This window comes from Acetobacter orleanensis (genome assembly GCF_001581005.1).
GTDB lineage: Bacteria > Pseudomonadota > Alphaproteobacteria > Acetobacterales > Acetobacteraceae > Acetobacter > Acetobacter orleanensis.
Genome location: NZ_LHZV01000067.1, coordinates 142,728 through 166,408, shown reverse-complemented (window position 1 = coordinate 166,408; position 23,681 = coordinate 142,728). Strand labels below are relative to the sequence as shown.

Sequence of the window (23,681 nt, the reverse complement as noted above, 5' to 3'; positions counted from 1 at the left end):
AGTATCAGAATAAAGCGCAGGAGAGCGGCTGGTTGCCCGCGTGAAGCAAGAGGGGGCGTGTCCTGCGCGCTTTTGCCGTGCTGTGCAGCCGAGGCTGCGGTGGAATAGGACGCACACGGCAAAAGTCTGACTTCGGGCAAGCCTATCATGGATAGGTTGAAAAATCCCGGATAGATGCGGCTTGAAACTCTCAACACTTTCCGTTATGTGAGCGGCTTCGTTACACGCGTCCGGGCTTGTGGGGCATGCCCGGCCGTGTTTTGCCGCTCTGGTGACAGAGGGGCGCGGTTCGAGCTTTCAGGAGTAAAGAAATGCCCAAGATGAAGACCAAGTCGTCGGTCAAAAAGCGGTTCAAAATCACCGCGACCGGCAAGGTGCTCTCAGGTCCGTGCGGTAAACGTCACGGCATGATCAAGCGTCCGCAGAAAATGAAGCGCACCAACCGTGGCGCACAGGTGATGACACCGCAGGACGGTCGTACCGTCAAGCAGTGGGCACCCTACGGGCTGGTTTGAGGAGCATCTGAGATATGGCACGTGTAAAACGCGGTGTAACAACCCACGCCCGTCACAAAAAAGTTCTGGACATGTCCAAGGGCTTTCGTGGTCGGTCTTCTACAAACTACCGTATTGCTCTGGAACGGCTTGAAAAGTCTCTCCAGTACGCATACCGCGACCGCCGGAACAAAAAGCGCGAATTCCGCGCTCTGTGGATCCAGCGTATCAATGCTGCTGTGCGTGAGCACGGCCTGACCTACAGCCGTTTCATCAACGGGCTGGACAAGGCTGGCATTGAAATCGACCGTAAAGTTCTGGCCGCCATCGCTTTTGATGACGCCGCAACGTTTGCGGAAATCGTGAAGAAAGCTCAGGCCGCTCTGGCTGCCTGAGGCTTCTGGCCGATTTGCCCTGAAAAAGGCCGTCCGCAAGGGCGGCCTTTTTTGTTCTGGTGGTCTGCTTTTTCCGGTTGAGGGGTTTTCTCGGCGCGGCGGAGCGGCTATCCGCCTGAGAGCATTTTCCCCTCTCGTGTGAGGTTTCATGAGCGACGATCTTGAGATTCTCCGGCAGGACGTCCTGTCGGAACTGGCCGGTGCGGCTGATATGCGGGCATGGGATGCCGTGCGTGTGGGCACGCTTGGTAAATCAGGCCGCCTGACAGCGTTGCTCAAGGCGCTGGGGAAAATGGCCCCGGATGAGCGCAAGGCGCGCGGCGTGGCGCTAAACCGCCTGCGGGATGACCTGACCCGGGCGGTTGAAGACCGTGGGCAGGCGCTAGAAGCCGCGGCTCTTGAGGCCCGTCTGGTGGCCGAGCGCGTGGATGTCAGTCTGCCGCCGCCGGTCACGGTGCAGGGTTCCATTCACCCCATCAGCCGCGCTGTGGAGGAAATGACCGCCATTTTCGGGTCCATGGGCTTTAGCGTTGCGGAAGGGCCGGATATCGAGACGGACTGGCACAACTTCTCCGCCCTGAATACGCCGGACCATCACCCCGCCCGGACCGATCATGACACCTTCTATCTGCCGCCCGTGCCGGGGCTGGACGTGGCGCGTGTGCTGCGCACCCAGACATCCGGCGTGCAGATCCGCACGATGCTCAGCCAGAAGCCACCCATCCGCGTGATCTGCCCCGGCCGCACCTACCGCGCCGACCATGATGCGACCCATTCGCCCATGTTCCACCAGTGCGAAGGTCTGGTGGTCGGGCAGGGTATTACGCTGGGGCATCTCAAGGGCTGTCTGATCGAGTTCCTGCGGGTGTTTTTTGACAAACCCGACCTCCCGGTACGCTTCCGCTCCTCCTACTTCCCGTTTACTGAACCGTCCATGGAAGTGGATATCGGCTGGTCTCGCCGTACGGGTGAGATCGGTGGTGGGGAAGACTGGCTGGAAGTGCTGGGTTCGGGCATGATTCATGCCCGCGTTCTGGCCAACTGTGGTCTGGACCCGCGTGAATGGCAGGGTTTTGCCTTCGGGATGGGGATTGAACGCCTGACCATGCTGAAAAATGGTATTCCGGACCTGCGTTCGTTTTATGAGAGTGATATTCGCTGGCTGCGTCATTACGGGTCTGACCCGCTTGCGCCCGCACTGCTGCACGAAGGGGTGTAAGACATGAAATTTACGCTTTCATGGCTGTATGACCATCTGGAAACGTCCGCTACACTTGCGGAAATCTGCGCTGCTCTGAACCAGATTGGCCTTGAGGTCGAAGGGGTGGAAAACCCCGGTGCAGCACTGGAGCCGTTCCTGACCGGGCGTATTCTGGAAGCCACCCAGCACCCGAATGCGGACCGTCTTCAGGTCTGCCGTGTGGATGCCGGACCGGGCCTGAATAATGTGCAGGTTGTGTGTGGCGCGCCCAACGCTCGCGCCGGACTGGCCGTGATTTTTGCAAAGCCGGGCACCTACGTGCCGGGGCTGGATATTACCATCAAGGCTGGCAAGATTCGTGGGGAAGAAAGCGGCGGGATGCTGTGCTCCCTGCGTGAGCTGGGTCTGGGGGAAGAAAGCAGCGGCATTGCGGAACTGCCGGAGGATACGTTTCCCGGCCAGTCCTATGCTGATTTTGCCGGGTTGGATGATGCGGTGATTGAAATCGCCATTACTCCCAACCGGGGGGATGCGTTGAGTGTGCGCGGTATTGCGCGTGATCTCGCTGCGGCCGGTCTGGGCACCCTGCGCCCATGGATGGCCGAAGCGGTAGAAGGGACGTTTGACTCACCCGTCATGTGGGAAAACGCTTATCTGGAAGCCTGCCCGTGGGTGCTGGGCCGGACGGTGCGCGGTGTGAAAAATGGCCCCAGCCCGGAATGGCTGCGGCGCAAGCTGGAAAGCGTAGGTCTGAGGTCTATTTCCACGTTGGTGGATATTACCAATTACTTCTGCTTTGATCTTGGCCGCCCGCTGCATGTTTTTGATATTAAAAAACTTTCTGGAAACCGCCTGACCCTGTGTCGCGGGGCTGGGGAGACATTCAAGGCACTTGATGGGCAGGATTATACGGTCTCGCCAGAAGATTGCGTGATTACCGATGCCAATGGTGTGCAGTCCGTGGCTGGCATCATGGGTGGTGAGGCGTCTGGCGCGGATGAAGGCACCACGGATGTGTTCGTGGAGTGTGCGCTGTTTGACCCCGTGCATATTGCGCTGAGCTGCCGTCGCCTCGGGTTGTCTTCTGATTCCAGCTATCGCTTCGAGCGCGGTGTGGACCCGGCCTTGCCTGTTGCGGCTATGGAAGCAGCCACCCGCATGATTATTGATCTGTGCGGTGGTGAGGCCAGTGAGGTTGTCTCTGCTGGGGAACAGCCCGCATGGCAGCGGGAAGCGACCCTGCGGTTTAGCCGCCTGCGGGACCTTGGTGGTCTGGACGTGCCGGCGCAGGAAAGCGTGGCGCTGCTGGAAAAACTTGGGTTTGAGGTGCAGGAGCGGACGGATACGCATGTTCGCGCTAGCGTGCCCTCATGGCGCAATGATATTGCCCAGAAGCCCATTCTGGCACAGGGGCGCGATCTGCCAGTCGATCAGGCTGCGCGCGCTGCGGAAGGCGTTGAGCAGATTGAAGCCGAGAGTGATCTGGTGGAAGAAGTGCTGCGCCTGAAAGGGCTGGGCACCGTGCCGCCTGTGCCGTTGCCGCCTGTCAGCGTGGTGCCGGGTGTGGCTCTCACGCCGCGTCAGGCGCGTGCGGCGCGTGCCCGTCGGGTGATGGCTGCGCGTGGGCTGGTGGAAACGGTCGGGTTCTCCTTTGTCTCGCATGAGGACGCGCTGCGGTTTGGCGGTGCGCCCGATAGCCTGCGTCTGCTCAACCCCATTGCGTCTGATCTGGACCAGATGCGCCCCACCCCCATGGTCAATCTGGTTGCGGCCAGCCAGCGGAATGCCGCGCGGGGCTGGGCGGATATTGGTCTGTTTGAAATCGGGGCCGGGTTCTCGGAAGATGGACAGCAGCAGATTGCCGCCGGTCTCCGTGCTGGGCATACGCCGCGCTATCCGGGGCAGGCCAGCACAGGTGTGTCTCTCTGGGCCGCCAAGGCCGATGCGCTGGAATTGCTGATCCAGCTTGGCGTAGCGGTTGAAGGGCTGAGCACCACGCCGGATGCGCCGTCCTGGTACCATCCGGGCCGCTCCGGTACGCTGCGGCAGGGGCCGAAAATGGTGCTGGGGTATTTTGGGGAACTGCATCCCTCCCTGTTGCAAGCGGAAGGGATTGACGTGCCGGTTGTCGGGTTTGAAATCCTGCTTGATGCCGTGCCAGACCCAAAACGGCGCAAGAAAGCCGCGCCCGAGCTTTCTGCCTTCCAGCCTGTGCGGCGTGACTTTGCGTTTGTCGTGGCGCGCGATGTGCCGGGTGAAAAACTGCTGAAAGCAGTGAAAGGCGCGGACCGTACCCTTGTGGCCGATGTCAGCCTGTTTGACCTGTATGAAGGCCAGCATGTGCCGGAAGGCTATCGCTCCATGGGGGTGGAAGTGACCTTACAGCCCGTGGAGAAAAGCCTGACGGATGCGGAACTGGAGGCTGTTTCCGAGCGTATTGTTGCCGCAGTCACCAAGGCAACGGGAGCAACCCTGCGCTGAGGCGCAGGGTGACAGGACGGAACCGGTAACGGAGCGCAGAGATCATGACACATCGCGCAACACGCCTGCAAAAGGGCGCACGGCTGGCCCTGCTCTCAACCGCGCTGCTTGTGTGCGGCGCGCAGAGCCTGCACGCGGAAGAAATTACCGGGGCGGGCTCCAGTTTTGCAGCCCCTCTTTATCAGGCGTGGTCCGCGGCCTCATCTGAAAGCACCGGGGTGCGGGTGAACTATCAGACCATAGGCTCCGGTGCGGGGCAGAATATGGTTCTGGCGGGCACGGTGGATTTTGGCGCATCCGATGCCCCGATGGCCCCGGACAAGCTGCAAGCCGGGCATCTGATGCAGTTTCCCACCAGCATTGGCGGCATTGTTGTGATCGTCAACGTGCCGGGTGTGCCGGACGGTGCTTTGCAGCTGACAGGCCCGGTGCTGGCTGGGCTGTATGATGGGAGCATCAGCGCGTGGAATGACCCGCGTATTGCCGCTCTTAATCCGGGTTTGACGTTGCCGGATCTGTCCGTGGCGCCGATGCATCGGGCGGACGGCTCGGGCACAACATTTGTTTTTACGGATTATCTGGGGCGGGTTTCTCCCGCATGGCGTTCTTCCATTGGGCGCGGGACATCGGTTGACTGGCCTGCCGGGTCTGGCACGCGTGGGAATGACGGTATTGCGTCTTACGTGGCCAACACAGAAGGCAGCATAGGCTACGTGGAATATGCCTACGCTGAACGCAACCATCTGCCGATGGTGCAGCTACAGAACAAGGCTGGCGAGTTTGTCACAGCGTCCGCAGAAAGCTTCGCCAAAGCGGCGGATGCTGCTCAGTGGGACGATAAAACTCTGACCGCAGCACTTTCTGATAGTAGCGGCGCGGGAGCATGGCCCATTGTGACCACGACCTATGTTCTGGTGCCGGAGCATTCCGCCGGGACCGCGCATGGTCAGGCTGTCAGAACATTTTTCCGCTGGGGGCTGACAAATGGGGAAGCCGCCAGCCGTAAGCTGGACTACGTGCCTATTCCGGCGCGCGTGCGTGGCATGGCGCTTGGTGCGCTAGACAAGCTGACACACAAAGAAGCACCAAACGAGTAAACGGCGCGGGCTTTATGCTGCCTGTGTTGAAAAAACTTCCGGATAGAAGAATGGGTGGGCAGTTATTCTGTCCGCCCTTTTTTATTGTCTTTGGGGTCTCTCGATAAACGCGCGCAGATGTTGCTTTGGAGAAGGCGCGTAATTGTCGTCCCTGTGCGGATCTGAAAGCCGCAGGTGTGACAGGTAGCGCGTTGTTCTCACGAGTTGCGGTGTTACAGAGCCGTTTGGAAGGGGGCTGCGCTGATTGGTCAGTGCATAAAACCGAATGCTTTTTATCGGGTGGGGAGGGTTTTGCGCACGATATGCAGGGTCATCCCGGTGTTGTCCCGGCTTTCATCCACAGATTCTGTGGATAAAGAGCATCAAGGCGTAAAGCATGGGATCTGTCAGGTCTGGCGCAGAGTTATGCACACCGGCGTGTTAACGAAGCCAGACCTGTGAGAAAAAGAGTTTATTGACCTGAGTATAAAAGAAATTTTTCAGGCGCGGTGAGGTGATGATGACATCATCTTTTTCAATCACCGGGGCGGCTGGAGCCTGCTCCATGACCAACTGATCGGCCTCGCGCCAGAGCGCGTCGGTTTGCTCTCGGGTAAGGGAAACATCGGTTTTGGCGCGGTCCATAAGGGCTTGAATGCGCTTGTTACAAAAGCCGGGAATGTTGATGGAACTGTCCGAATTAGGATGAAAATTCTCGCAGCCCAGTAGATCGTCCAGAAAATTGGAGGGCGAGGGATAATCCGCTGACCAGTCTTTTAAGGCAATCTGCACATGATTGCCGGAGTTCTGCATGTAATTGAACGCCATGGAACTGCTGAGCGGGCGCAGGGTGGCCTGATACCCAATGCTTTGCAGCATATCCCGCAGCCATGTGCCCATGGCGTAATCTATGCTCGTATTTGCTGTAACCAAAGTGACATGCTGGCCAGCCGTGCCACTTTCCCGCACCAGCGCCCGCGCTTTTTCCAGATCCGGCGCAGACCAGCGTGCCGCCGGAGACATGGGAGACGCGCCGCGTGTGTAGAGGCATGTATCGGACGAGACCGGGAGCGAGGACGGCAACATCCCGCAGAGCGGGCGGGCAATGCCGGGGCCACCATATAGAATGACCATGGCTTTGCGGTTGAGCGCGTAGTTAACGGCCTGCCGGGCCTTAAGCTGGTTGAACGGCGGCAAATTGACATTCATGGGGATGAAATACATCGCCGGATGTGGTGCCACATGGGTCTGCGCGGTAAAGCGGCTGCCCAGTTCCCCCAGCCTGTCCATGGGGATGGTGTCGGCCATCCAGTCATACTGGCCATTTTCAACAGCCGTTACGGCGGCTTCATCCGGGATGCCGAAGCTGTAGTCTATGCGGTCCGGATACCCGTCTGGCTGGGCCTGCATGTCCCATGTCCGGAAAAAGGGGTTGCGGTCCAGATGCAGAAATTTGTTCGGGTCATAGGAGGTAAGGCGATAGGGGCCCGTGCCGGGGGCAGGCGTGTTGCCAATGTCATGATCCGGCGTATCAGCAGGCAGAATGACGGCATGCGTGAAGGCCAGCTTTTGCAGGAACTCGGTATCAGGTCGGGTCAGATGAAAGGTGATGGTGCGGTGCGCCGGGTCATCCGAGAGCCCGTCTTTTAAGGTGCAGGTGGCAGGGCTTTGCAGGCAGGCGTCTGCTCCCGCAATGGCGGAATAAAAGGAGCCCGCGGTGGGTGAGCCAACGCGGAAAATACGCCGGAAGGAAGCCACGACATCGGCGGTGGTCAGCGGCTTGCCGTTGGAAAAATGGATGTCCGGCCGGAGGGTGAACACATAGGTTCGTCCGCCATCCTGCGGGACCGGGAGCGCCTCAGCCAGATCGGCTACAACATCATTACCGCGTGGGCCTGTAGTTTTGCGGAATGTGGTCAGGCCATCATATACCACGGCATAAAGATTGATATATTTGGCGGTGTAATTGATCTGCGGGTCCAGCGTGCCGCCCGAGGCTGCGGCAACCAGCTTTAATGTGCCACCGCGATGGGCCGCCAGTATCTCCGGCGTCGGGTCAATGGCGGTTTGCGCGACCGCCGTGACTGCCGTGGCCATGCTGGCCGTCAGGATGAGGTTAGCAAATACAGGCCGGGAGAAAGAGTAATGCACGCCCCGGTGCAGCAGCGTACGCAAGGCGTGCATTCTTTTTCCTTTAAGAGGGCTGCGGGGCTGGCGCGTTATTCGCCGCAGGCTGACCAGCCTGACCCGACTGCTGCTCCATAAGGTGAGAGAAGTTGCTGTAAATCGAACTGACCAGAAAAATGCCCAGAACGAGCGTGGCGATCACAATGCCAAGCCGCAAGAGTTTACCGTCCATATCCTGCGGTCCTTCAGTTCTGCGTGTTCGGGGGAGGGCGGTACCAGTTGGGTCCACGCTGCCCGTGGTGGTTTCTGGGGTGGTAATAATGCTGGGAATGGTCATCCGCGCAGGCCGCCAGCCCCAGCAGACTGAGCAGACAGAGGCCGGCTACTGCACGGCGTGCGGGGGAGAAAAAACGTTTCATCAGACAACCATACCGGGATTTGAGAGGAGACGAAAGAGAAGGACTATCAGGCTCCGGCCACGCCGTCACCCACCATATCCAGCGGGTTAACAAGCTTGTCAAAAGCCTCACCATCCAGATAGCCGGACTGCACGGCCGCTTCCCGCAGGCTGAGATTTTGCTCGGTGGCCAGATGCGCGATATGCGCCGCCTTATCATACCCGATGGCAGGGTTGAGAGCCGTCACCAGCATGACAGAGCCGTTCACATACTGCGCAAGGCGTGCGTCATTCAGTTCTGTTCCCTCAACGGAAAAAACTCTGAAATTATGGCAGCCATCGGCCAGAATACGGATGCTGTGCAGGCAGTTGGCGAGAATAACCGGGCGCATGACATTCAGGTTGAGTTGCCCCTGACTGGCGGCAAACCCAACCGTGGTGTCATTGCCCAGAACCTGCGTTGCAATCATCACCATGGCTTCACACTGGGTCGGGTTGACCTTGCCGGGCATGATGGAGGAGCCGGGCTCGTTTTCAGGCAGATGCAACTCGCCTAGGCCGCAACGCGGGCCGGAGGCCAGAAACCGCATATCATTAGCAATTTTCAGGAGTGGCACGGCCAGCCCTCGGAGGGCGGCGGAGGCCCGGACCATAGCATCCAGCCCGCTGAGGGCCGCGAATTTATTGGGGGCGGTTATAAACGGGCGGCCTGTCAGTTCGGCAATTTTGCTGGCGATGGCTTTGCTGAACCCTGCGGGGGCGTTCAGCCCGGTGCCCACGGCGGTGCCACCAGCGGCCAGTTCAAACAGGCCTTCCCTTGCTGTGCGGAGGTTGGCCAGCGCATCTTCCAGCATACAGGCCCAGCCGGACCATTCCTGCCCGACGGTGAGTGGCACGGCGTCCTGAAGGTGTGTGCGGCCAATTTTGACAACATTCATCCACTGCTCAGCTTTTGTCTGGAGACTGTCGCACAGAGCCTCCACCGACGGGATCAGCCGGTTTTCTATTTCCAGCAGTGTGACGATATGCATGGCGGTAGGGAAGGAATCATTGCTCGACTGCCCCATATTCACATCATCATTGGGGTGTACCGGACTCTTGGACCCAACCTCACCCCCCGCAAGCTGGATGGCCCGGTTGGCGATAACCTCATTCAGATTCATGTTGGTCTGGGTGCCGGAGCCTGTCTGCCAGACGTAGAGTGGGAAATGTGCGTCCAGCTTGCCTGCGCAGATTTCACCCGCCACGCGGCCGATCAGGTCTGCTTTCCATTGCGGCATCCGCCCATCCGCCGCATTCACCAGTGCCGCTGCTTTCTTCACAATGGCGTAGGCATGGCAGAGGGGCAGGGGCATGTGGTCTTCCCCAATGGAGAAATGCACGAGGCTGCGCTGCGTTTGCGCCCCCCAGTATTTGTCCGCCGGTACTTTGATCTCACCCATGGAATCCCGCTCCATGCGAAATCCTGTGGCTTTCAGGCCAACTGGGCAGTCTGTAATATGGGGTGATGTGCTCATGATCCGCCTCCCGAGTGTTCACGCAGTCCTCGTGCTGTGGGGTGAGGTCTGGCGCCCTTCTTCCAATATGGGGTGTGGCATAGCTGCCGCATGTCAGAATAAAGTCACATTGCAGCGAGGCCCGGTGCGGGCCACAGCCTGTCCGCACCGTAGGAAACGCGCGGGATGAGGTAGGTTTTCAGGCAGGGAGTGTGTTAAAAGACACGCACATTCTGGAACGTCTGCCTTTCTGGTGCCTTATCGCCATGCAACAGAAAGGTATCTGAGTGCGGAATATTATGGCTGGAGGAGCAAAGAGGGTATGGCGGTAACTGGTCTGGCTGCGGTACTGCTTGCCATTGCTCTTCTTCTTGTCATAGTCAGCACGGTTCAGCCCATTGCCCGCAGGCTGGAACTTTCCGAGACGGTTCTGCTGGCGATTGTCGGCATTATTATCGGGAGTCTGGCGGACTTTGCCCTCCGCACCACGCATACCACCGCGCTGAATGGCATTGCGGAAACGCTGCTGGATTTCCCAATCAACAGTGAAGCGTTCCTGCTGATCTTCCTGCCTGTGCTGGTTTTTCAGGGCGCGCTGGCCATTGATGTCCGACGTCTGGCGCATGAGGCCGCCACGGTGTTGCTGCTGGCTGTGGTAGCTGTGGTGGTGTCCACCGGAGCCATCGGGCTCGCGCTACTGCCTTTTGCGCAGATGCCACTGGTTGTCTGCCTTCTGCTTGGCTCGATTGTGGCGACTACTGATCCGTCCGCCGTGGCCGGGATTTTCCGCGATATTGGGGCCGCCACTCGTCTGACGCGTCTGGTGGAAGGCGAAGCTCTGCTGAATGACGCCGCGGCCATTTCCATCTTCTCCATCCTGCTGCCATCCGTCACGTTGCATCATGCCATTCATCCGGGTGAGGCGATCATCTCGTTTGTGATCTCTTTCGTCGGCGCACTGATTGTCGGCGTCATGTTTGGTCAGATGACTTTGATGATGATTACGGCGCTCAGCGGGTCAGCCGCGGCGGAAATCACCCTGACCGTGGCGCTGCCTTATGTGGCCTATATTGTGTCCGATGAGTTTCTCGGGGTTTCCGGTGTGGTGGCGACGGCTGCCGCCGGGTTGACCATGTCGGTTTACGGACCATCGACCGTGCGGCCGCAGACATGGCTGTTCCTCAACCAGCTCTGGCAGCAGCTTGTGTTCTGGGCGGGGTCTTTGGTGTTCGTGCTGGCCTCCATGCTGGTGCCGCATCTGCTGGTGGGCATGACCCGCTGGGACTGCGTGCTGATCCTGATTGCCAGCGTGGCCGGGCTGGTGGCGCGTGGGGCCGTGGTGTTTGGCCTGTTGCCGTTCCTCGCCATGACCAAGTTAGCTCCGCCTGTGCCAACCCCCTTTAAGGTCACCATGGTCTGGGGTGGGCTGCGTGGGGCCATTACGCTGGCGCTGGCGCTGGCGGTTACGGAAAACGAGCGTGTCTCCACGCCCGTTGCGCATTTTATCGGTATTCTCGCGACAGGCTTTGTGCTGATTACGCTGCTGCTGAACGGCACCACGCTGCGGTCTCTCGTTCTGTTCCTCAAGCTCGATAAACTCTCCCCTATTGATGAAGCCATGCGGCATCAGGTGCTAAGCATCGGTCTGGAAAATGTGAAGGAGCGGTCTGAAAAGCTGGCGGATGAACTCGGCTTTTCGACCGATGCAACCGGCACTGTTATTGAGCAGGTGGATCGCCGCGCGCATGAAGAGCAGGGTGCCAACACGTTTGATACGGCTTTGGGGGATACGCAGCGTGTGAATCTGGCCCTGATTACCATTGCCAGTCAGGAACGCTCCGTTCTGCTGGATCTGTTTCGTATTCAGGGGCTGTCCCGCCGGGTGATGGAAACGCTGCTGCGTTCTTCCGAGGCGGCCATTGACGGTGCTCGGCTGGAAGGGCGGTTGGGCTATGTGCGCGCGCTACGTAGGCGGCTTAGTCCTTCTCTACGCTTTAAGGTTGCCCAGTGGATTCACAAACATCTGCGCATCGACCGGCCTTTGATGCTGTGTATGGCGGAGCGGTTTGAAATGCTGATGGTGGCGCATTTTGTCTCCATCTCGCTGACGCGTTTTATGAGTGAGCGGCTTGAACCCACACTGGGCAGCCGCATTGGGGAGGTTGTGGCGGAAGTGCTTCAGCGCCAGCGCAAGCTGCTGGATGAGGCGCTGGAAACCCTGCGTCTGCATTACCATGGCTATTCAGAAGCACTGGAAAATCGGATTTTCCGGCAGATCGTACTGCGGCTGGAAGGGGAGGAGTATGACTCCCTGCTGGCGGAATCCCTGATCAGTGATGAACTGAACCGTGAGCTTCTGAAAGAACTGGAACGCCGCCGCCACCGGCTGGACAAGCCGCTGAGTTTTGACCTGCGCAGCGGGATTGAAAGCCGCCTGAAAAATGCAGCCGTGTTCCGTGGTCTGCCCAATGCGGAATTGCATGATCTGGCAACCACCACATCGCTGCGGTTTGTCGCACCACAGGAGTTGATCTGCCGCCGTGGGCGCAAGATCCGTAATATCTATTTCATTAGTGCGGGTCTGGCGGAATCTCACGTAGCCGAGCGGGATATCCTGTATGATGCCGGAGATCTGATTGGCGCTCTCTCCGCCATTAAGAATGAACGATGCCCGGCCAATATCCGTGCTGTGCAGTTTGGGCATTTCATGGTGATCAGCGCCTCACGCTTCCGCCGTCTGGTGGAAGAATATCCGCTGGTGCTGGAAAATATTGAGAAGCTGCGCCGCAAGCGCGAAGACGGTGAGCGGGCCATCAAGCTGGTGCCCGGCGCCAAGCCCGCCGAGACGGAAGGCGAACGCCCCGGTGTAGCCGCCCGAGCGCTGCTGCAGTTGGAGAGTAAGCTGCCCGTACAGCCTCCTCAGGTGACAGGCTCTGAGGGGGAGACAGCACAAACGGATGAACCGTCTCCTTCAAAATAAACCGTCCTGACAGTTCCCTCTTTTTTCTCACTGCATGCCAGCAGGAGTTGGTAAGAGGGGGGGCTCTATACATGTACAGGTGCTAGGGAGATTTTTTATCGGAAAATAAAGTCAGGCTGCCTGTCTGTAATCATTTGCATAAGAGAGAATAGATCAAATGCACAGTATGCTAGACCGTTTAAGAGGGATTCTCGCATGGTTTGAGTAGATTTGAGTCTCTCATGCTGTTTTTGCATTCAAAACATTCTGAAAGTGTGATTCGCATTTTTGGAGAGGGTCCTCTGAAACTCCCAGAGCCTGTCTCACTATATGGACAGAATCTTGTCTGAAGCCGGAGGGCGTAGAGTGAGATTTGATCCGCTCTAACAGGCTGAAAAGGCAGTAAAGTTTTTTGAAAAATTCTGAATTATGCAAAACAACAGGAGTGTCTTATTTTTGATAATCTATGTTTCTCTTGCATTAACAATACTGTGAGCGTAGTTACATTAACGTCTAATTAACGATTCGCAGGCTAGTAATCTGTGCTTGCGTAATTCAGGAGTTATGAAAAAATGACTGATACGACGACCAATCAGGATAACAGCGTAACCATTGTCTCGGACAAAACGGGACCGACAACGACAACATATCCAGCTTTGGATGGGTTCAAACTCAATCCAATTTACTCAGCAACTCGAACAATCGTTACCTCAAATGGATTGACTTACACAGTAACGAATCATAATTATACGGCTTTAGGAATACCTACGTCCAATACTTATGACGTAAAAATTTCAGATTCTAGTGGAAATATTATATTAAATCAGAATAATATTAATAGAGGTCTTAATATCCTCAATATTATTCAGATTGCTGCGAGCGGGGATGTTATTGCAGGATCAGCGGATTCTGCCGTTTTAATTAATCTGGCTAGCATCGGGACTTATGTCAGCCTTCCCGGAGCGACAGGTAATTTTGTTATTGGTGCCGGAGCAGCAACAGCCAATACTTATTACATTGGTGGCACGACAGCCATTAGTGGTCTTGCCAATATTATTACAGGCTCAACAATCAATGTGATTGGCGGTACGGCGACGCTTTCAGGGAATAGCGGTGCGTCTCTTATTGATGCGCTAAGCGGCTCTACCATTAATATCGAGCATGGCGGCACATTTAATACAGGGGATGCGCTTGCCAGTATTCTGAGTGGGACGACAATCAATTTTGGTGACGGTGGTGGTACGCTGATCATTAATGGCGGTGGAACTCTTATAAATATCGCTGGATCATCCATTAATAACTACGATCCTTCCAAAGATACCATAGAACTGAAAGGTACTACGACGCCTGTCTATCAGTATAACATTTCAGGTAATGGTAATGCCCGTACGATCATACTTTATGATAAAGATGGGCATGCACTTGCAGAATATTCTGCAAATCTGGCAAACGGCGTAGAACTGAAAAACGGAAATTACTACGTTTCTAGCACAAATAATCCGCTTGAAATTAGCTATTCTGGTAGCAATACTTATATTGGCGCCTGCTTCCTTGCCGGAAGCATGATTCGCACCACAAAGGGTGATATCGCAGTCGAAGATGTTCGTGTTGGTGATGACGTCATCGCCTTCGACTGGCAGAACAAGACAGACAGCGTGCGCTCTGTCGTCTGGGTTGGAAAAGCTCATGTTAACGTTCGGCAGGGGCTTCCTGATGATGAGGCCGGATATCCTGTCCGTGTTCTGAAGAACGCGATTGCTGATGGCGTGCCTTACAAGGACATGCTGATTACTGCTGAGCATTGCCTGTTCTTCAATGGTGCATTTGTCCCGGCGCGCATGTTGGTGAATGGCGTTTCCATTTTTTATGACAAGTCGATCACATCCTATGAGTATTACCATGTGGAAACCGAGCAGCATTCCGTCATTACGGCGGATGGCATGCTGACCGAGAGCTATCTGGATACCGGAAACCGCATGTCTTTCCGGCAGGACGGGAAGGTTGTCACGCTGCGCGGCGCGGCGAAAAACTGGGATAAGGATTCCAGCGCGCCGCTGTGTGTCGAGCGCGCTTTTGTGGAGCCTCTGTTCCGGTCGCTGGAATGGCGTGCAAACAGTGTTGCTGGAAGCCGGAAGGCAGAAAAGGGACCGGAACTGACCCGTGATCCGGATCTGCATCTGGTTCTGGCATCAGGAGCCATCGTTCGCCCGATACAGAAATACAGCTTCATGCTGCCGCCCGGCACACAATCTGTGCGGATTGTCTCTCGTGCCAGCCGTCCGTCAGACACAATTGGCCCGTTTGTGGATGATCGCCGGATGATGGGTGTTTCCATTGGGGATATCCGCCTGCTGTGTGCACGGGATCAGCTTATGATTACGTCTCACCTTCAGGAGGAAAAACCTGCCGGCTGGTATGCAGGGGATGAAGACGGATGTGCGTGGACTAACGGCAATGCCGAACTGTCTCTTGAGGGGCTTCTGAAGCCGGGTGTCATGGGGCTTCTTTATCTGAATGTCCGCGCAACCGGTCCTTATCTTATCAGTGCAGACAAGGATGAAGGCACAATCGTGCAATCTGCTTAAAAAATCTGAATACTTTATGCGGGCTCTGCTTTCCGGCAGGGCCTGTTTTTTTGCTGTCCGGCCTTTGGCGCTTTCAGAGAGACCTCGTTACAAGTTACATTGACCCGGCTATAGCCAGATCAACAGTATTCTCTGCGGTTCAGTAAAGCGTTTCTGAAATTGCGTGTCCCTCACTGGGCAAAAAAAAAAGGCACTCCGGCTTGATCCGAAGTGCCTTTTAGACGCTCGATGGGGCGTCGGTTTTAGAAGCGGCTGGTATTGGACTGCCGCAGAGCCAGACCAAGCTGGAGCCAGCCGATGCCGCTGGTAATCAGTTCAACCCCCACAAATGTGCCAATCAGCCACAGGCCGGACCATGGGAGGGTGAAATACAGGCATAGCCCGACTGTCAGGCTGATCAGCCCGCCTGCCAGCACAATGCCCCAGCCCGGCAGGCTGCGATACTGGATGGCCAGAATGGTTCGCATAATACCCACAACAATAAAGCAGGCCGCGGCAAACAGAGTGATCATCACGGAGCCAGCGGCGGGTTCTTCAATAATCATGCCGCCCGCCACAATATACAGCACGCCGAACAGCACGGAAAACAGCACGCCACCCCAGTCCCGCACGGCAAAGGCATGAGCAACCTGAAAAGCACCGGCAATAATCAGCAGCATGCCGATAAAAATTGTGCTGGCCAGCGTGACGGAAATGGCATCAACGCAGGCAATAAAGCCCAGCGCAACCAGCACCGCGCCCAGAGCGACGAAAAGCGCCCATTTTTTAGAGGATGGCATGGTTGTTTGTCCTTGTTTCTGTGAAGTGCTTCTGAAAATCAGTGAATAATCTAAGGTACAGGCGGCGCAAATACTATCTGTAAAGAAGGATTGTTTTCTGCGCAGAGCAAAAGAGAGGACCCGTGTGGTCCGACCTGTATGGTGGGACTAGACACGCGGCCCGAGTTGACAGATGGCGGCTCTTTCCGTAATGGCTGCACCCATTGCCGGGAATGCGGACAGGACGGCCGATGTAGGTGGACAGATGCTCCCGCCTGCCGGTGATACGGACTGCGCCCGCTCCGATCCACGAGGGACGGAGACTACCGGCACCATGATGAGGCACAGAGTATGGTGCTTCACGCAGACAGAGAAGAGAAGAGCGCCTTATGAGCAAGCGCCTCGAGAGCAAATATAAGATTAACCGCCGTCTTGGCGTTAACCTGTGGGGCCGTGCGAAGTCTCCGGTTAACCGTCGTGAATACGGCCCGGGTCAGCATGGTCAGCGCCGTAAAGGCAAGCCGTCTGACTATTCTGTCCAGCTGATGGCAAAGCAGAAGCTGAAAGGTTACTACGGTAACATCAGCGAAAAGCAGTTCCGTCGCTACTATCAGGAAGCCGTACGTCGTAAGGGCGATACGTCTGAAAACCTGATCAACCTGCTTGAGCGTCGTCTGGATGCGGTGATCTACCGCATGAAATTCGCCATCACGCCGTTCGCAGCACGTCAGTTCATCAGCCATGGCCACATTCTGGTTAATGGCCGCAAGGTGAATATTCCGTCATTCCTCGTGCGGGATGGTGACGTGATTGAAGTGCGTGAAAAATCCAAGCAGCTGGCAATCGTTCTGGATGCAGCCCAGACGGGTGAGCGCGACGTTCCAGAATACATGGACGTTGATCACCGCCAGATGAAGGGCACGTTCGTCCGTGGTCCGAAGTTCGCTGATGTGCCGTATCCGGTGCAGATGGAACCGAATCTCGTGGTCGAATACTACTCTCGTTAATCGGCGCTTCGGCCCGATTTGTGCAGCGCCGGGTGGAGGGTACCCTCTCCATCCGGCGTTTGCCGTTTTAATCTCTCCCTTTTCCAGCCGGATTGCCTGTTATGTCTGAAACGCTCGCAACTGACCTCAGCACGGAAATTGCCCGCCGCCGTACGTTTGCGATCATCTCGCATCCGGATGCTGGTAAAACCACGCTGACGGAACGCATCCTGCGGGCAGGTGGGGCTATTCAGTTGGCTGGGAACGTGCGGGCCAAGGGGGAGCGGCGGCGCACCCGGTCTGACTGGATGTCCATTGAGCGTGACCGTGGGATTTCCGTGGTCAGTTCGGTCATGACGTTTGACTATGGCGGGTGCATTTTCAACCTGCTGGACACGCCGGGCCATGAGGACTTCTCCGAAGATACGTATCGCACCCTGACAGCGGTGGACTCTGCCGTGATGGTGATTGACGCCGCCAAAGGTATTGAGGACCGGACACGCAAGCTGTTTGAAATCTGCCGTCTGCGCGATATCCCGATTGTCACTTTCATCAACAAGATGGACCGTGAGGCGCAGGACCCGTTTGCGCTGCTGGATGAAATTGCATCTGCCCTTGCGCTGGATACGTCTCCGGCTACATGGCCGATTGGTCGTGCTGCGGGGTTTGTTGGCACGTATGACTTGCGGACCAAGGAAGTGCATACGCAGGAAAAACTACCTCAGTCCGACCCACGCATGGTGCAGCTTTCGGAAGAGCTGGAACTGGCGGAAGGTGTTTTGCCGCCGTTTGACCGGGAATCCTTTGACGCCGGGCATCTGACTCCCGTTTTCTTCGGGAGTGCGATGAAGGAAATCGGCGTGATCGACCTTCTGGACGCGCTGGTCGCCTTTGGGCCGTCTCCGCGCGATCAGGTCGCGGAAAGCCGCACGGTCAAGGCTGATGAAGCCGAGATGACGGCTCTTGTCTTTAAAATTCAGGCCAATATGGACCCCAATCACCGGGACCGTATCGCGTTTGCGCGGATTTGCTCGGGCAAGCTCACACGCGGGATGCGTCTGCGCCACAGCCGCACGGGCAAAAATTTTGCCGTGCATACGCCGCAGTTCTTTTTTGCGCGGGACCGCCAGTTGGCGGAAGAAGCCTATGCGGGTGATGTGGTGGGTATTCCCAACCACGGCACGCTGCGGATTGGCGATACGCTGACAGAAAATGAGGACCTGAAATTTACCGGCGTGCCACATTTTGCCCCGGAAATCCTGCGTCGTGTCCGGCTGAATGACGCGATGAAGGCGAAGAAGCTGAAACAGGCGCTGACCCAGCTTGCGGAAGAAGGGGTGGTGCAGCTCTTCAAACCACAGGATGGCGCGCAGCCGATTGTTGGTGTGGTAGGAACGCTCCAGCTTGACGTGCTTCAGGCCCGCCTGAAGGCGGAGTATGGCGTGGAAATCGGGTTTGATGCCGTGCAGTTCTCGCTAGCGCGCTGGGTCACCGGCTCCCGTGAGAAAATTGAAGCCTTTTCCATGGCAAACCGTTCCGCCATGGCGGATGATCTGGATGATGATCCGGTCTTCCTTGCGACGTCCTCTTTTATGATGCGCCGCACGCAGGAGCAGAACCCGGATATCACCTTCCATGATATCAAGCAGATTGGGCTTGAGATTAAATAAGCACGCTTAGAGTTTGACTTGGTAAACTGCTTTGATTGATCAGGCGATTTTGCCTGATCAAAGGATGCTTTAGGATCGCTTTTCCGTCAGACAGACGAGAAAAGCGAGTGCAGGGAACGCGGCTCCCAGTGCAGATGCTAAGGGCCAGCCTCCGTGTGCGTAAGCCCAACTGCCTAAAGCCGATCCTGCCGCGCCACCGAGGAAGAAAATGGCCATATAAAGCGCGTTGAGGCGCCCGCGGCTTTCTGCGGGCAGCATAAACAGCGCACGTTGCCCCAACACCAGATTAGCGGTCACGCCAAAGTCAATTACCACGCCCGCCAGTGTCAGCACGCTGGTGAAAATAGACTGTGGCATCACGGCGCTTGCCAGAAAGGCGAGGCAGACCAGAGCCATGGCGGCAAGGGTTGCAGGCCATGTCCAGCCTTTGTCGGCAATATGTCCGGCAATGGGGGCCGCAATGGCACCAGCAACACCCACAAAAGCAAAAAGTGCAATCTGCCCCTGAGAAAACAGAAAGGGTGGGCTTGCTAGAAGTAGAGGTGTAACGGTCCAGAACAGGCTGAAAGAGCCAAACAGGCAGGCATGATAAAACGCGCGCCGTTGCAGAACTTGAGTGGTGAGCAGAAGTGTCACCATGGAACGGAGTAGAGCGCCGTAATGGCTCTGGGTGGTGGGGCTACGCTCGGGCAGAACGCGCTGAAGCACAATGGATAGCACCAGCATCAGTCCGGCAGAGATTAGAAAAATAGTATGCCATGACGAAAATTGGGTGACGAAACTTGAGACAGGGCGGGACAGCATAATGCCCAGCATCAGTCCGCTCATCACTTTGCCAACCACGCGCCCTCGGGTGGCTTCCGGGGCAAGAGTGGCGGCGAGAGGCACCAGAATTTGCACCGCAACGGACAAAACGCCCACGAGCCCGATAGCAAACAGGAAGGGCAGTGGCTGGTGTGAAAAAGGAAGAACCAGAAGCGCCAGCATGACGAACCGTGTCATCCACACAATCAGGCTACGATTTTCAAGCAAATCGGCTAGAGGGACAATCAGCAGCAGACCGAGGCAGTAGCCAATCTGTGTGACAGTCACAATCAGGCCGGATTGGCCTTCCGACATGGAGAGTGTGGCGCTGATCGGCCCAGCGAGCGGCTGCGCATAATAGAGATTAGCGACAATCAACCCGCAGGCGGCCGCAATCACTCTGATCAGGTTAGGGCTGGGGCCAGAATGATGCGCATCGTTCTGGTGGGTAGCAGGTCGCTTGCTTGTCATGGCTGGGTGGCGGCCAGCAGGGCGCGGGACGTAGGGAGCAGGTCCGGGCGGTTCAGCCACTGTTCAACATCCGTAGGGGGAACAAGGGCGAGTTGGTCATATTCCTGATTAGCGGCCTGTTTCCATACTATTTCAACGTCTCTGAAAGAAAGCGGAGTGCGCATGGGAATACCAATATCCAGAATACGTGTGCGCGGATGGCGGGCGATAAGCTGCGGTGCCCCAATGGTCAGGTTTTCTGCTTTTAGTCCGAGTTCTTCCTCGGCTTCAGCCATGAGTTGTTCGGCTAAATTGACCTCTGGGCTATCGCCACGTCGTTCAATGCTGCCTGCGGGCGGGCTTTGCCAGAAATTGCCTTGATATAAAGATGAAGGATGCCGACGGCCCAAAACATAGCCTTGAGGTGTTTCCAGAAGGCCGATTACGGCAAGCGGTTGCAGGCGTAACTGCGGAAAAAGAGCCGGATTTTTCATTTGTGCCAGAACAGAGCGGTAATCTGTCCAGTGGCCGGAAATGTCCGTGCGGGTTACGCGGTCTGCTGAAAAAACACAGCCGTTAAAAAGGGACGGGGTCTTCCGGCAGGCTTCTGCCCAGATGCGGGTTATTTCAGCGTCTATTCCGGCAGTACGGTACGGTGTGTGATCCGTGACCGAGACGGTGCAGGTGGGAGCAAGCCGGAGCAGGGGCCAATGGCCGGAAAAGCTGGGTATCATAAAGGCATGATACGCGCGGCTGGGGCGCCTGTGTAAAGCGCTGCTGTTGAAAAAAACCAGAAAGAGCCCACAAAAAAACGGGAGGCGGATAAACCGCGCTCCCGTTTTTTGGAGGATGGATCAGACCAGCTGCTGTTTAAGAGCGGCGGTGAGATCTTTCGTTGAGGCGTTGCCGCCGAGGTCTTTGGTGCGGACGGTGCCTTCCGTGATGACCTTTTTGATGGCGTGATCAATACGGTCTGCCAGATCCTGACGGCCAACATGCTGGAGCATCATGACAGCAGCCAGCAGCAGGGCCAGCGGGTTGGCAATACCCTGTCCGGCGATGTCGGGAGCAGAGCCGTGCACGGCTTCAAACACAGCAGCTTTTTCACCGATGTTTGCGCCCGGAGCCATACCCAGACCGCCAACAAGGCCAGCCGTGAGGTCAGACAGGATGTCACCAAACAGGTTGGTGGTGACAATCACATCAAACTGCCACGGGTTGATGACGAGCTGCATGGCGCAGGCATCGACAATCCGCTCGTTAAAGGCAATGCGGCCCTTATATTCTTCAGCAACCTTGCGGCCTTCTTCAAGGAACAGGCCGGTCAGCAGCTTGAGGATGTTGGCTTTATGGACAATCGTGACCGTCTTGCGGTTGTTTTTGACGGCATAGTCAAAAGCAAACTTCACAATACGGCGGCACTCGGCGCGGGAGTTGAAGCCGGTGCTCAGAGCGATGCCCTTGGGGTCGTCCCCAACCGGAACATAATGTTCCATGGCAGCGTAGTAGCCTTCAAGATTTTCACGGAACAGAACCAGATCAATCTTGTCGAACCGGCCACCGGGAACAATGGTCTTGGTGGGGCGCAGGTTGGCGAACAGCCCGAATTCCTGACGCAGCGTGACGTTGATGGATTTGAAGCCGCCACCAACCGGGGTCGTCAGCGGGCCTTTCAGAGCAAGACCAGTGCGACGAATGCTTTCAATGGTCTGTTTGGGGAGCGGGTCATTAACCGCATCCACCCCGGCCATGCCGGCAAGCTGGGGGTCCCATGCAAACGGGGCACCAACGGCGTCAAGAAGTTCGGTAACCGACTCTACGATCTCAGGGCCGATCCCATCACCGGCGATAAGAGTAGCGGGGATGGTTTTGCTGTTTGTCGTCATTCTGTAAGCTCCCAATCACTTCGCAACTTTTCTGCCCGTCTTCGGTCGGGCAGGCGATTCCCAATTGCGTGACCAGTTGGCCGAAAGCCGTTCTCTCACGCTCTCTTGAGCGGCGCACAAGCCGTTTTCAGCCAGTTTCTGGCCGAATCTGGCAGATGCGGGCCGATCTGCTCCATGATTTGCGCATGGTAGGCATCCAGAATCAGGCAGTCTTCTTCGCCTAAAAAAGCGGTGTCGATCAGCCTGCGGTCAAACGGCGCGAGGGTCAGCGTTTCAAACACGTAGCCCGGACGGTTTTCTCCTGCTTTCTCCTGTACCAGCACAAGGGTTTCCAGCCGGATGCCATAAGCGCCCGGCTCATAATAGCCGGGTTCGTTGGAGAGAATCATGCCCTCCTGCACCGTGATGGTGGACGGATTTTTGGAAATACGCGCGGGCCCCTCGTGCACGGAGAGGAAGCTGCCCACGCCGTGGCCGGTGCCGTGGTCATAATCGAGCCCCGCCTGCCACAGATCATACCGCGCCAGCGCATCAAGCGCGTGGCCTGTGGTGCCAGTGGGGAAGCGCGCGTGGCCAAGGCGCAGATTGCCTTTGAGAACGCGCGTGAACGTTTCCATCAGGCGGGCAGGCGGTGCGTCCGGGCCGGTCCAGACGGTGCGGGTCACATCGGTTGTGCCTTCCGGATACTGGCCGCCGCTGTCAATCAGATAGACTTCATTGGCCTTGAGGGGCCGGTCACTCTCCGGGGTGACACGGTAATGAATAACCGCACCGTTCGGCCCCGCACCAGAAATGGCGGGGAAGGATTCGCCGCGATAGTCCGCGCCCTCGGCCCGGAAGGCGTTCAGTCTGGTGGCGGCCTGAAGTTCCGTGGTGCCACGGGCGTCTTCCGTTTCCAGCCAGTGCAGGAAGCGGCACAGGGCAACGCCGTCTTTCAAATGTGCCTTGCGGGCACCGTCCTGCTCGGTTGGATTTTTGCGGGCTTTGGGCAGTTGGCACGGGTCCGGGCTTTCCTGCACGGTGGCACCATGGCGTGTCAGGGTTTGTGTGAACCAGACAGCATTGCTGGCTGGGTCCACGCCCACGGTCTTACCGCTGAGTGTGGCCAGAACAGCGTCAAGGATTTCCGGCTCGTGCACGCGGACGTCCGGCCCGAGCCACGCCTGCACATCTGCCGGAAGTTTGCTGGCTTGGAGGAAGAGATCGACCGAGGCATCGGCATGCAGCACGGCAAAGGCCAGAACAACAGGGGTGCAGGGGATATCCGTGCCACGGATGTTCAGCAACCACGCGATGGAGGCCGAATCGCTCAGGATAGCGGCGGCCTGTCCAGCCTCCGCTAGCGCCTTGCCCAGACGGGTGCGTTTGTCCGCAGAGGATTCACCTGCATAGGTCAGCGGATGGACGGTGGCGGGGGCTGACGGGAAAGCCGGACGATCCGTCCACAGCATATCTGTCAGGTTCCCGTTTGTGGGGACCAGAGAGAGTCCGTCCAGCGTGGTGAAAGGCCGCAGTTCCGCGCTGCTCATGATACGGGCGTCATATCCGATACGGGCGTTGCGCGGGGCCTTGCTGGCCAGCCATGTGCTGGGGGGTGTCTGGTAAATATGCTGCCGTTCCCAGCAGGAGCCATCCACCTGCTGGTCCATCTGCGTGATATAGCGCCCATCCGAGAACACGGCGGCGCTCTCGGCCAGCACCAGCGCTATGCCTGCGCTGCCGCTAAAGCCTGTCAGCCATTCCAGACGGTCCGCGCAGGCGGGTGTGTATTCGCCCAGAAACTCGTCACTATGGGGAATAATCAGCCCGTCCAGCCCGTTCTGTTGCAGGAGGGCGCGCAGAGCGGCAAGGCGGGTGGCGGAAGCTGACGGCATGGCGGACCTCAGAGTGATGTCTCAAAACAAAACAGACGGAAT

18 protein-coding genes are annotated in these 23,681 nt (G+C 57.2%); 9 read left to right on the top strand and 9 right to left on the bottom strand.

What is annotated here, in order from left to right:
- Positions 1–311: 311 nt before the first annotated feature.
- The 5 genes from rpmI to pstS all read left to right on the top strand — a co-directional run bounded on the left by rpmI (position 312) and on the right by pstS (position 5,668).
- Positions 312–515, top strand: coding sequence for a 50S ribosomal protein L35 (gene rpmI, locus AD949_RS12635; RefSeq protein ID WP_006557067.1), 204 nt, complete (start codon positions 312–314; stop codon positions 513–515).
- Positions 516–529: 14 nt separating this feature from the next.
- On the top strand, positions 530–889 hold the full coding sequence (gene rplT / locus AD949_RS12630; RefSeq protein ID WP_025825489.1) for a 50S ribosomal protein L20: 360 nt from the start codon (positions 530–532) through the stop codon (positions 887–889).
- 148 nt (positions 890–1,037) lie between these two features.
- Positions 1,038–2,108: a phenylalanine--tRNA ligase subunit alpha gene (gene pheS, locus AD949_RS12625; protein WP_048834676.1), complete on the top strand. Its 1,071-nt coding sequence runs from the start codon at positions 1,038–1,040 to the stop codon at positions 2,106–2,108.
- Positions 2,109–2,111: 3 nt separating this feature from the next.
- Entirely contained in the window at positions 2,112–4,571 is a 2,460-nt protein-coding gene (gene pheT / locus AD949_RS12620; RefSeq protein WP_048834677.1) for a phenylalanine--tRNA ligase subunit beta, read from the top strand.
- Between the two features lie 44 nt (positions 4,572–4,615).
- A complete protein-coding gene (gene pstS, locus AD949_RS12615) occupies positions 4,616–5,668 on the top strand; it encodes a phosphate ABC transporter substrate-binding protein PstS (protein ID WP_052944501.1) in 1,053 nt (350 codons plus the stop codon).
- 420 nt (positions 5,669–6,088) lie between these two features.
- Here pstS and AD949_RS12610 read toward each other — a convergent pair whose 3' ends face one another.
- The 4 genes from AD949_RS12610 to fumC all read right to left on the bottom strand — a co-directional run bounded on the left by AD949_RS12610 (position 6,089) and on the right by fumC (position 9,688).
- Positions 6,089–7,744: an ABC transporter substrate-binding protein gene (locus tag AD949_RS12610; protein ID WP_048834739.1), complete on the bottom strand. Its 1,656-nt coding sequence runs from the start codon at positions 7,742–7,744 to the stop codon at positions 6,089–6,091.
- Positions 7,745–7,841: 97 nt separating this feature from the next.
- Positions 7,842–8,006: a hypothetical protein gene (locus tag AD949_RS14185; RefSeq protein ID WP_156475932.1), complete on the bottom strand. Its 165-nt coding sequence runs from the start codon at positions 8,004–8,006 to the stop codon at positions 7,842–7,844.
- A gap of 13 nt (positions 8,007–8,019) precedes the next feature.
- Positions 8,020–8,193 carry a hypothetical protein gene (locus AD949_RS14180; protein ID WP_156475931.1) on the bottom strand — a complete coding sequence of 58 codons (174 nt, stop codon included), beginning with the start codon at positions 8,191–8,193 and terminating at the stop codon, positions 8,020–8,022.
- A 46-nt stretch (positions 8,194–8,239) separates the two neighbouring features.
- Positions 8,240–9,688 carry a class II fumarate hydratase gene (gene fumC, locus AD949_RS12600; protein ID WP_048834679.1) on the bottom strand — a complete coding sequence of 483 codons (1,449 nt, stop codon included), beginning with the start codon at positions 9,686–9,688 and terminating at the stop codon, positions 8,240–8,242.
- 301 nt (positions 9,689–9,989) lie between these two features.
- Here fumC and AD949_RS12595 point away from each other — a divergent pair, with 301 nt between their 5' ends.
- A complete protein-coding gene (locus AD949_RS12595) occupies positions 9,990–12,647 on the top strand; it encodes a cation:proton antiporter (RefSeq protein ID WP_048834680.1) in 2,658 nt (885 codons plus the stop codon).
- 551 nt (positions 12,648–13,198) lie between these two features.
- Entirely contained in the window at positions 13,199–15,211 is a 2,013-nt protein-coding gene (locus AD949_RS12590) for a Hint domain-containing protein (protein WP_082064563.1), read from the top strand.
- 242 nt (positions 15,212–15,453) lie between these two features.
- Here AD949_RS12590 and AD949_RS12585 read toward each other — a convergent pair whose 3' ends face one another.
- The gene (locus AD949_RS12585) at positions 15,454–15,990 is read right to left on the bottom strand and encodes an HdeD family acid-resistance protein (RefSeq protein ID WP_048834681.1); all 537 of its coding nucleotides are present in this window, start codon (positions 15,988–15,990) and stop codon (positions 15,454–15,456) included.
- A gap of 368 nt (positions 15,991–16,358) precedes the next feature.
- Between AD949_RS12585 and rpsD the strand changes: the two genes are divergently transcribed.
- Entirely contained in the window at positions 16,359–16,976 is a 618-nt protein-coding gene (rpsD, locus tag AD949_RS12580) for a 30S ribosomal protein S4 (RefSeq protein WP_048834682.1), read from the top strand.
- 101 nt (positions 16,977–17,077) lie between these two features.
- The gene (locus AD949_RS12575) at positions 17,078–18,625 is read left to right on the top strand and encodes a peptide chain release factor 3 (RefSeq protein WP_048834683.1); all 1,548 of its coding nucleotides are present in this window, start codon (positions 17,078–17,080) and stop codon (positions 18,623–18,625) included.
- 69 nt (positions 18,626–18,694) lie between these two features.
- Here AD949_RS12575 and AD949_RS12570 read toward each other — a convergent pair whose 3' ends face one another.
- The 4 genes from AD949_RS12570 to AD949_RS12555 form a co-directional block, all read right to left on the bottom strand.
- Positions 18,695–19,960, bottom strand: a complete 1,266-nt coding sequence (locus AD949_RS12570; RefSeq protein WP_244463269.1) for an MFS transporter — start codon at positions 19,958–19,960, stop codon at positions 18,695–18,697.
- On the bottom strand, positions 19,897–20,613 hold the full coding sequence (locus AD949_RS12565) for an NUDIX hydrolase (protein WP_048834685.1): 717 nt from the start codon (positions 20,611–20,613) through the stop codon (positions 19,897–19,899). The genes AD949_RS12570 and AD949_RS12565 overlap by 64 nt, the downstream gene beginning before the upstream one ends.
- Positions 20,614–20,733: 120 nt before the next feature.
- A complete protein-coding gene (locus AD949_RS12560) occupies positions 20,734–21,765 on the bottom strand; it encodes an isocitrate/isopropylmalate dehydrogenase family protein (RefSeq protein ID WP_048834686.1) in 1,032 nt (343 codons plus the stop codon).
- A gap of 95 nt (positions 21,766–21,860) precedes the next feature.
- Entirely contained in the window at positions 21,861–23,639 is a 1,779-nt protein-coding gene (locus AD949_RS12555) for an aminopeptidase P family protein (protein WP_048834687.1), read from the bottom strand.
- Positions 23,640–23,681 lie beyond the last annotated feature (42 nt).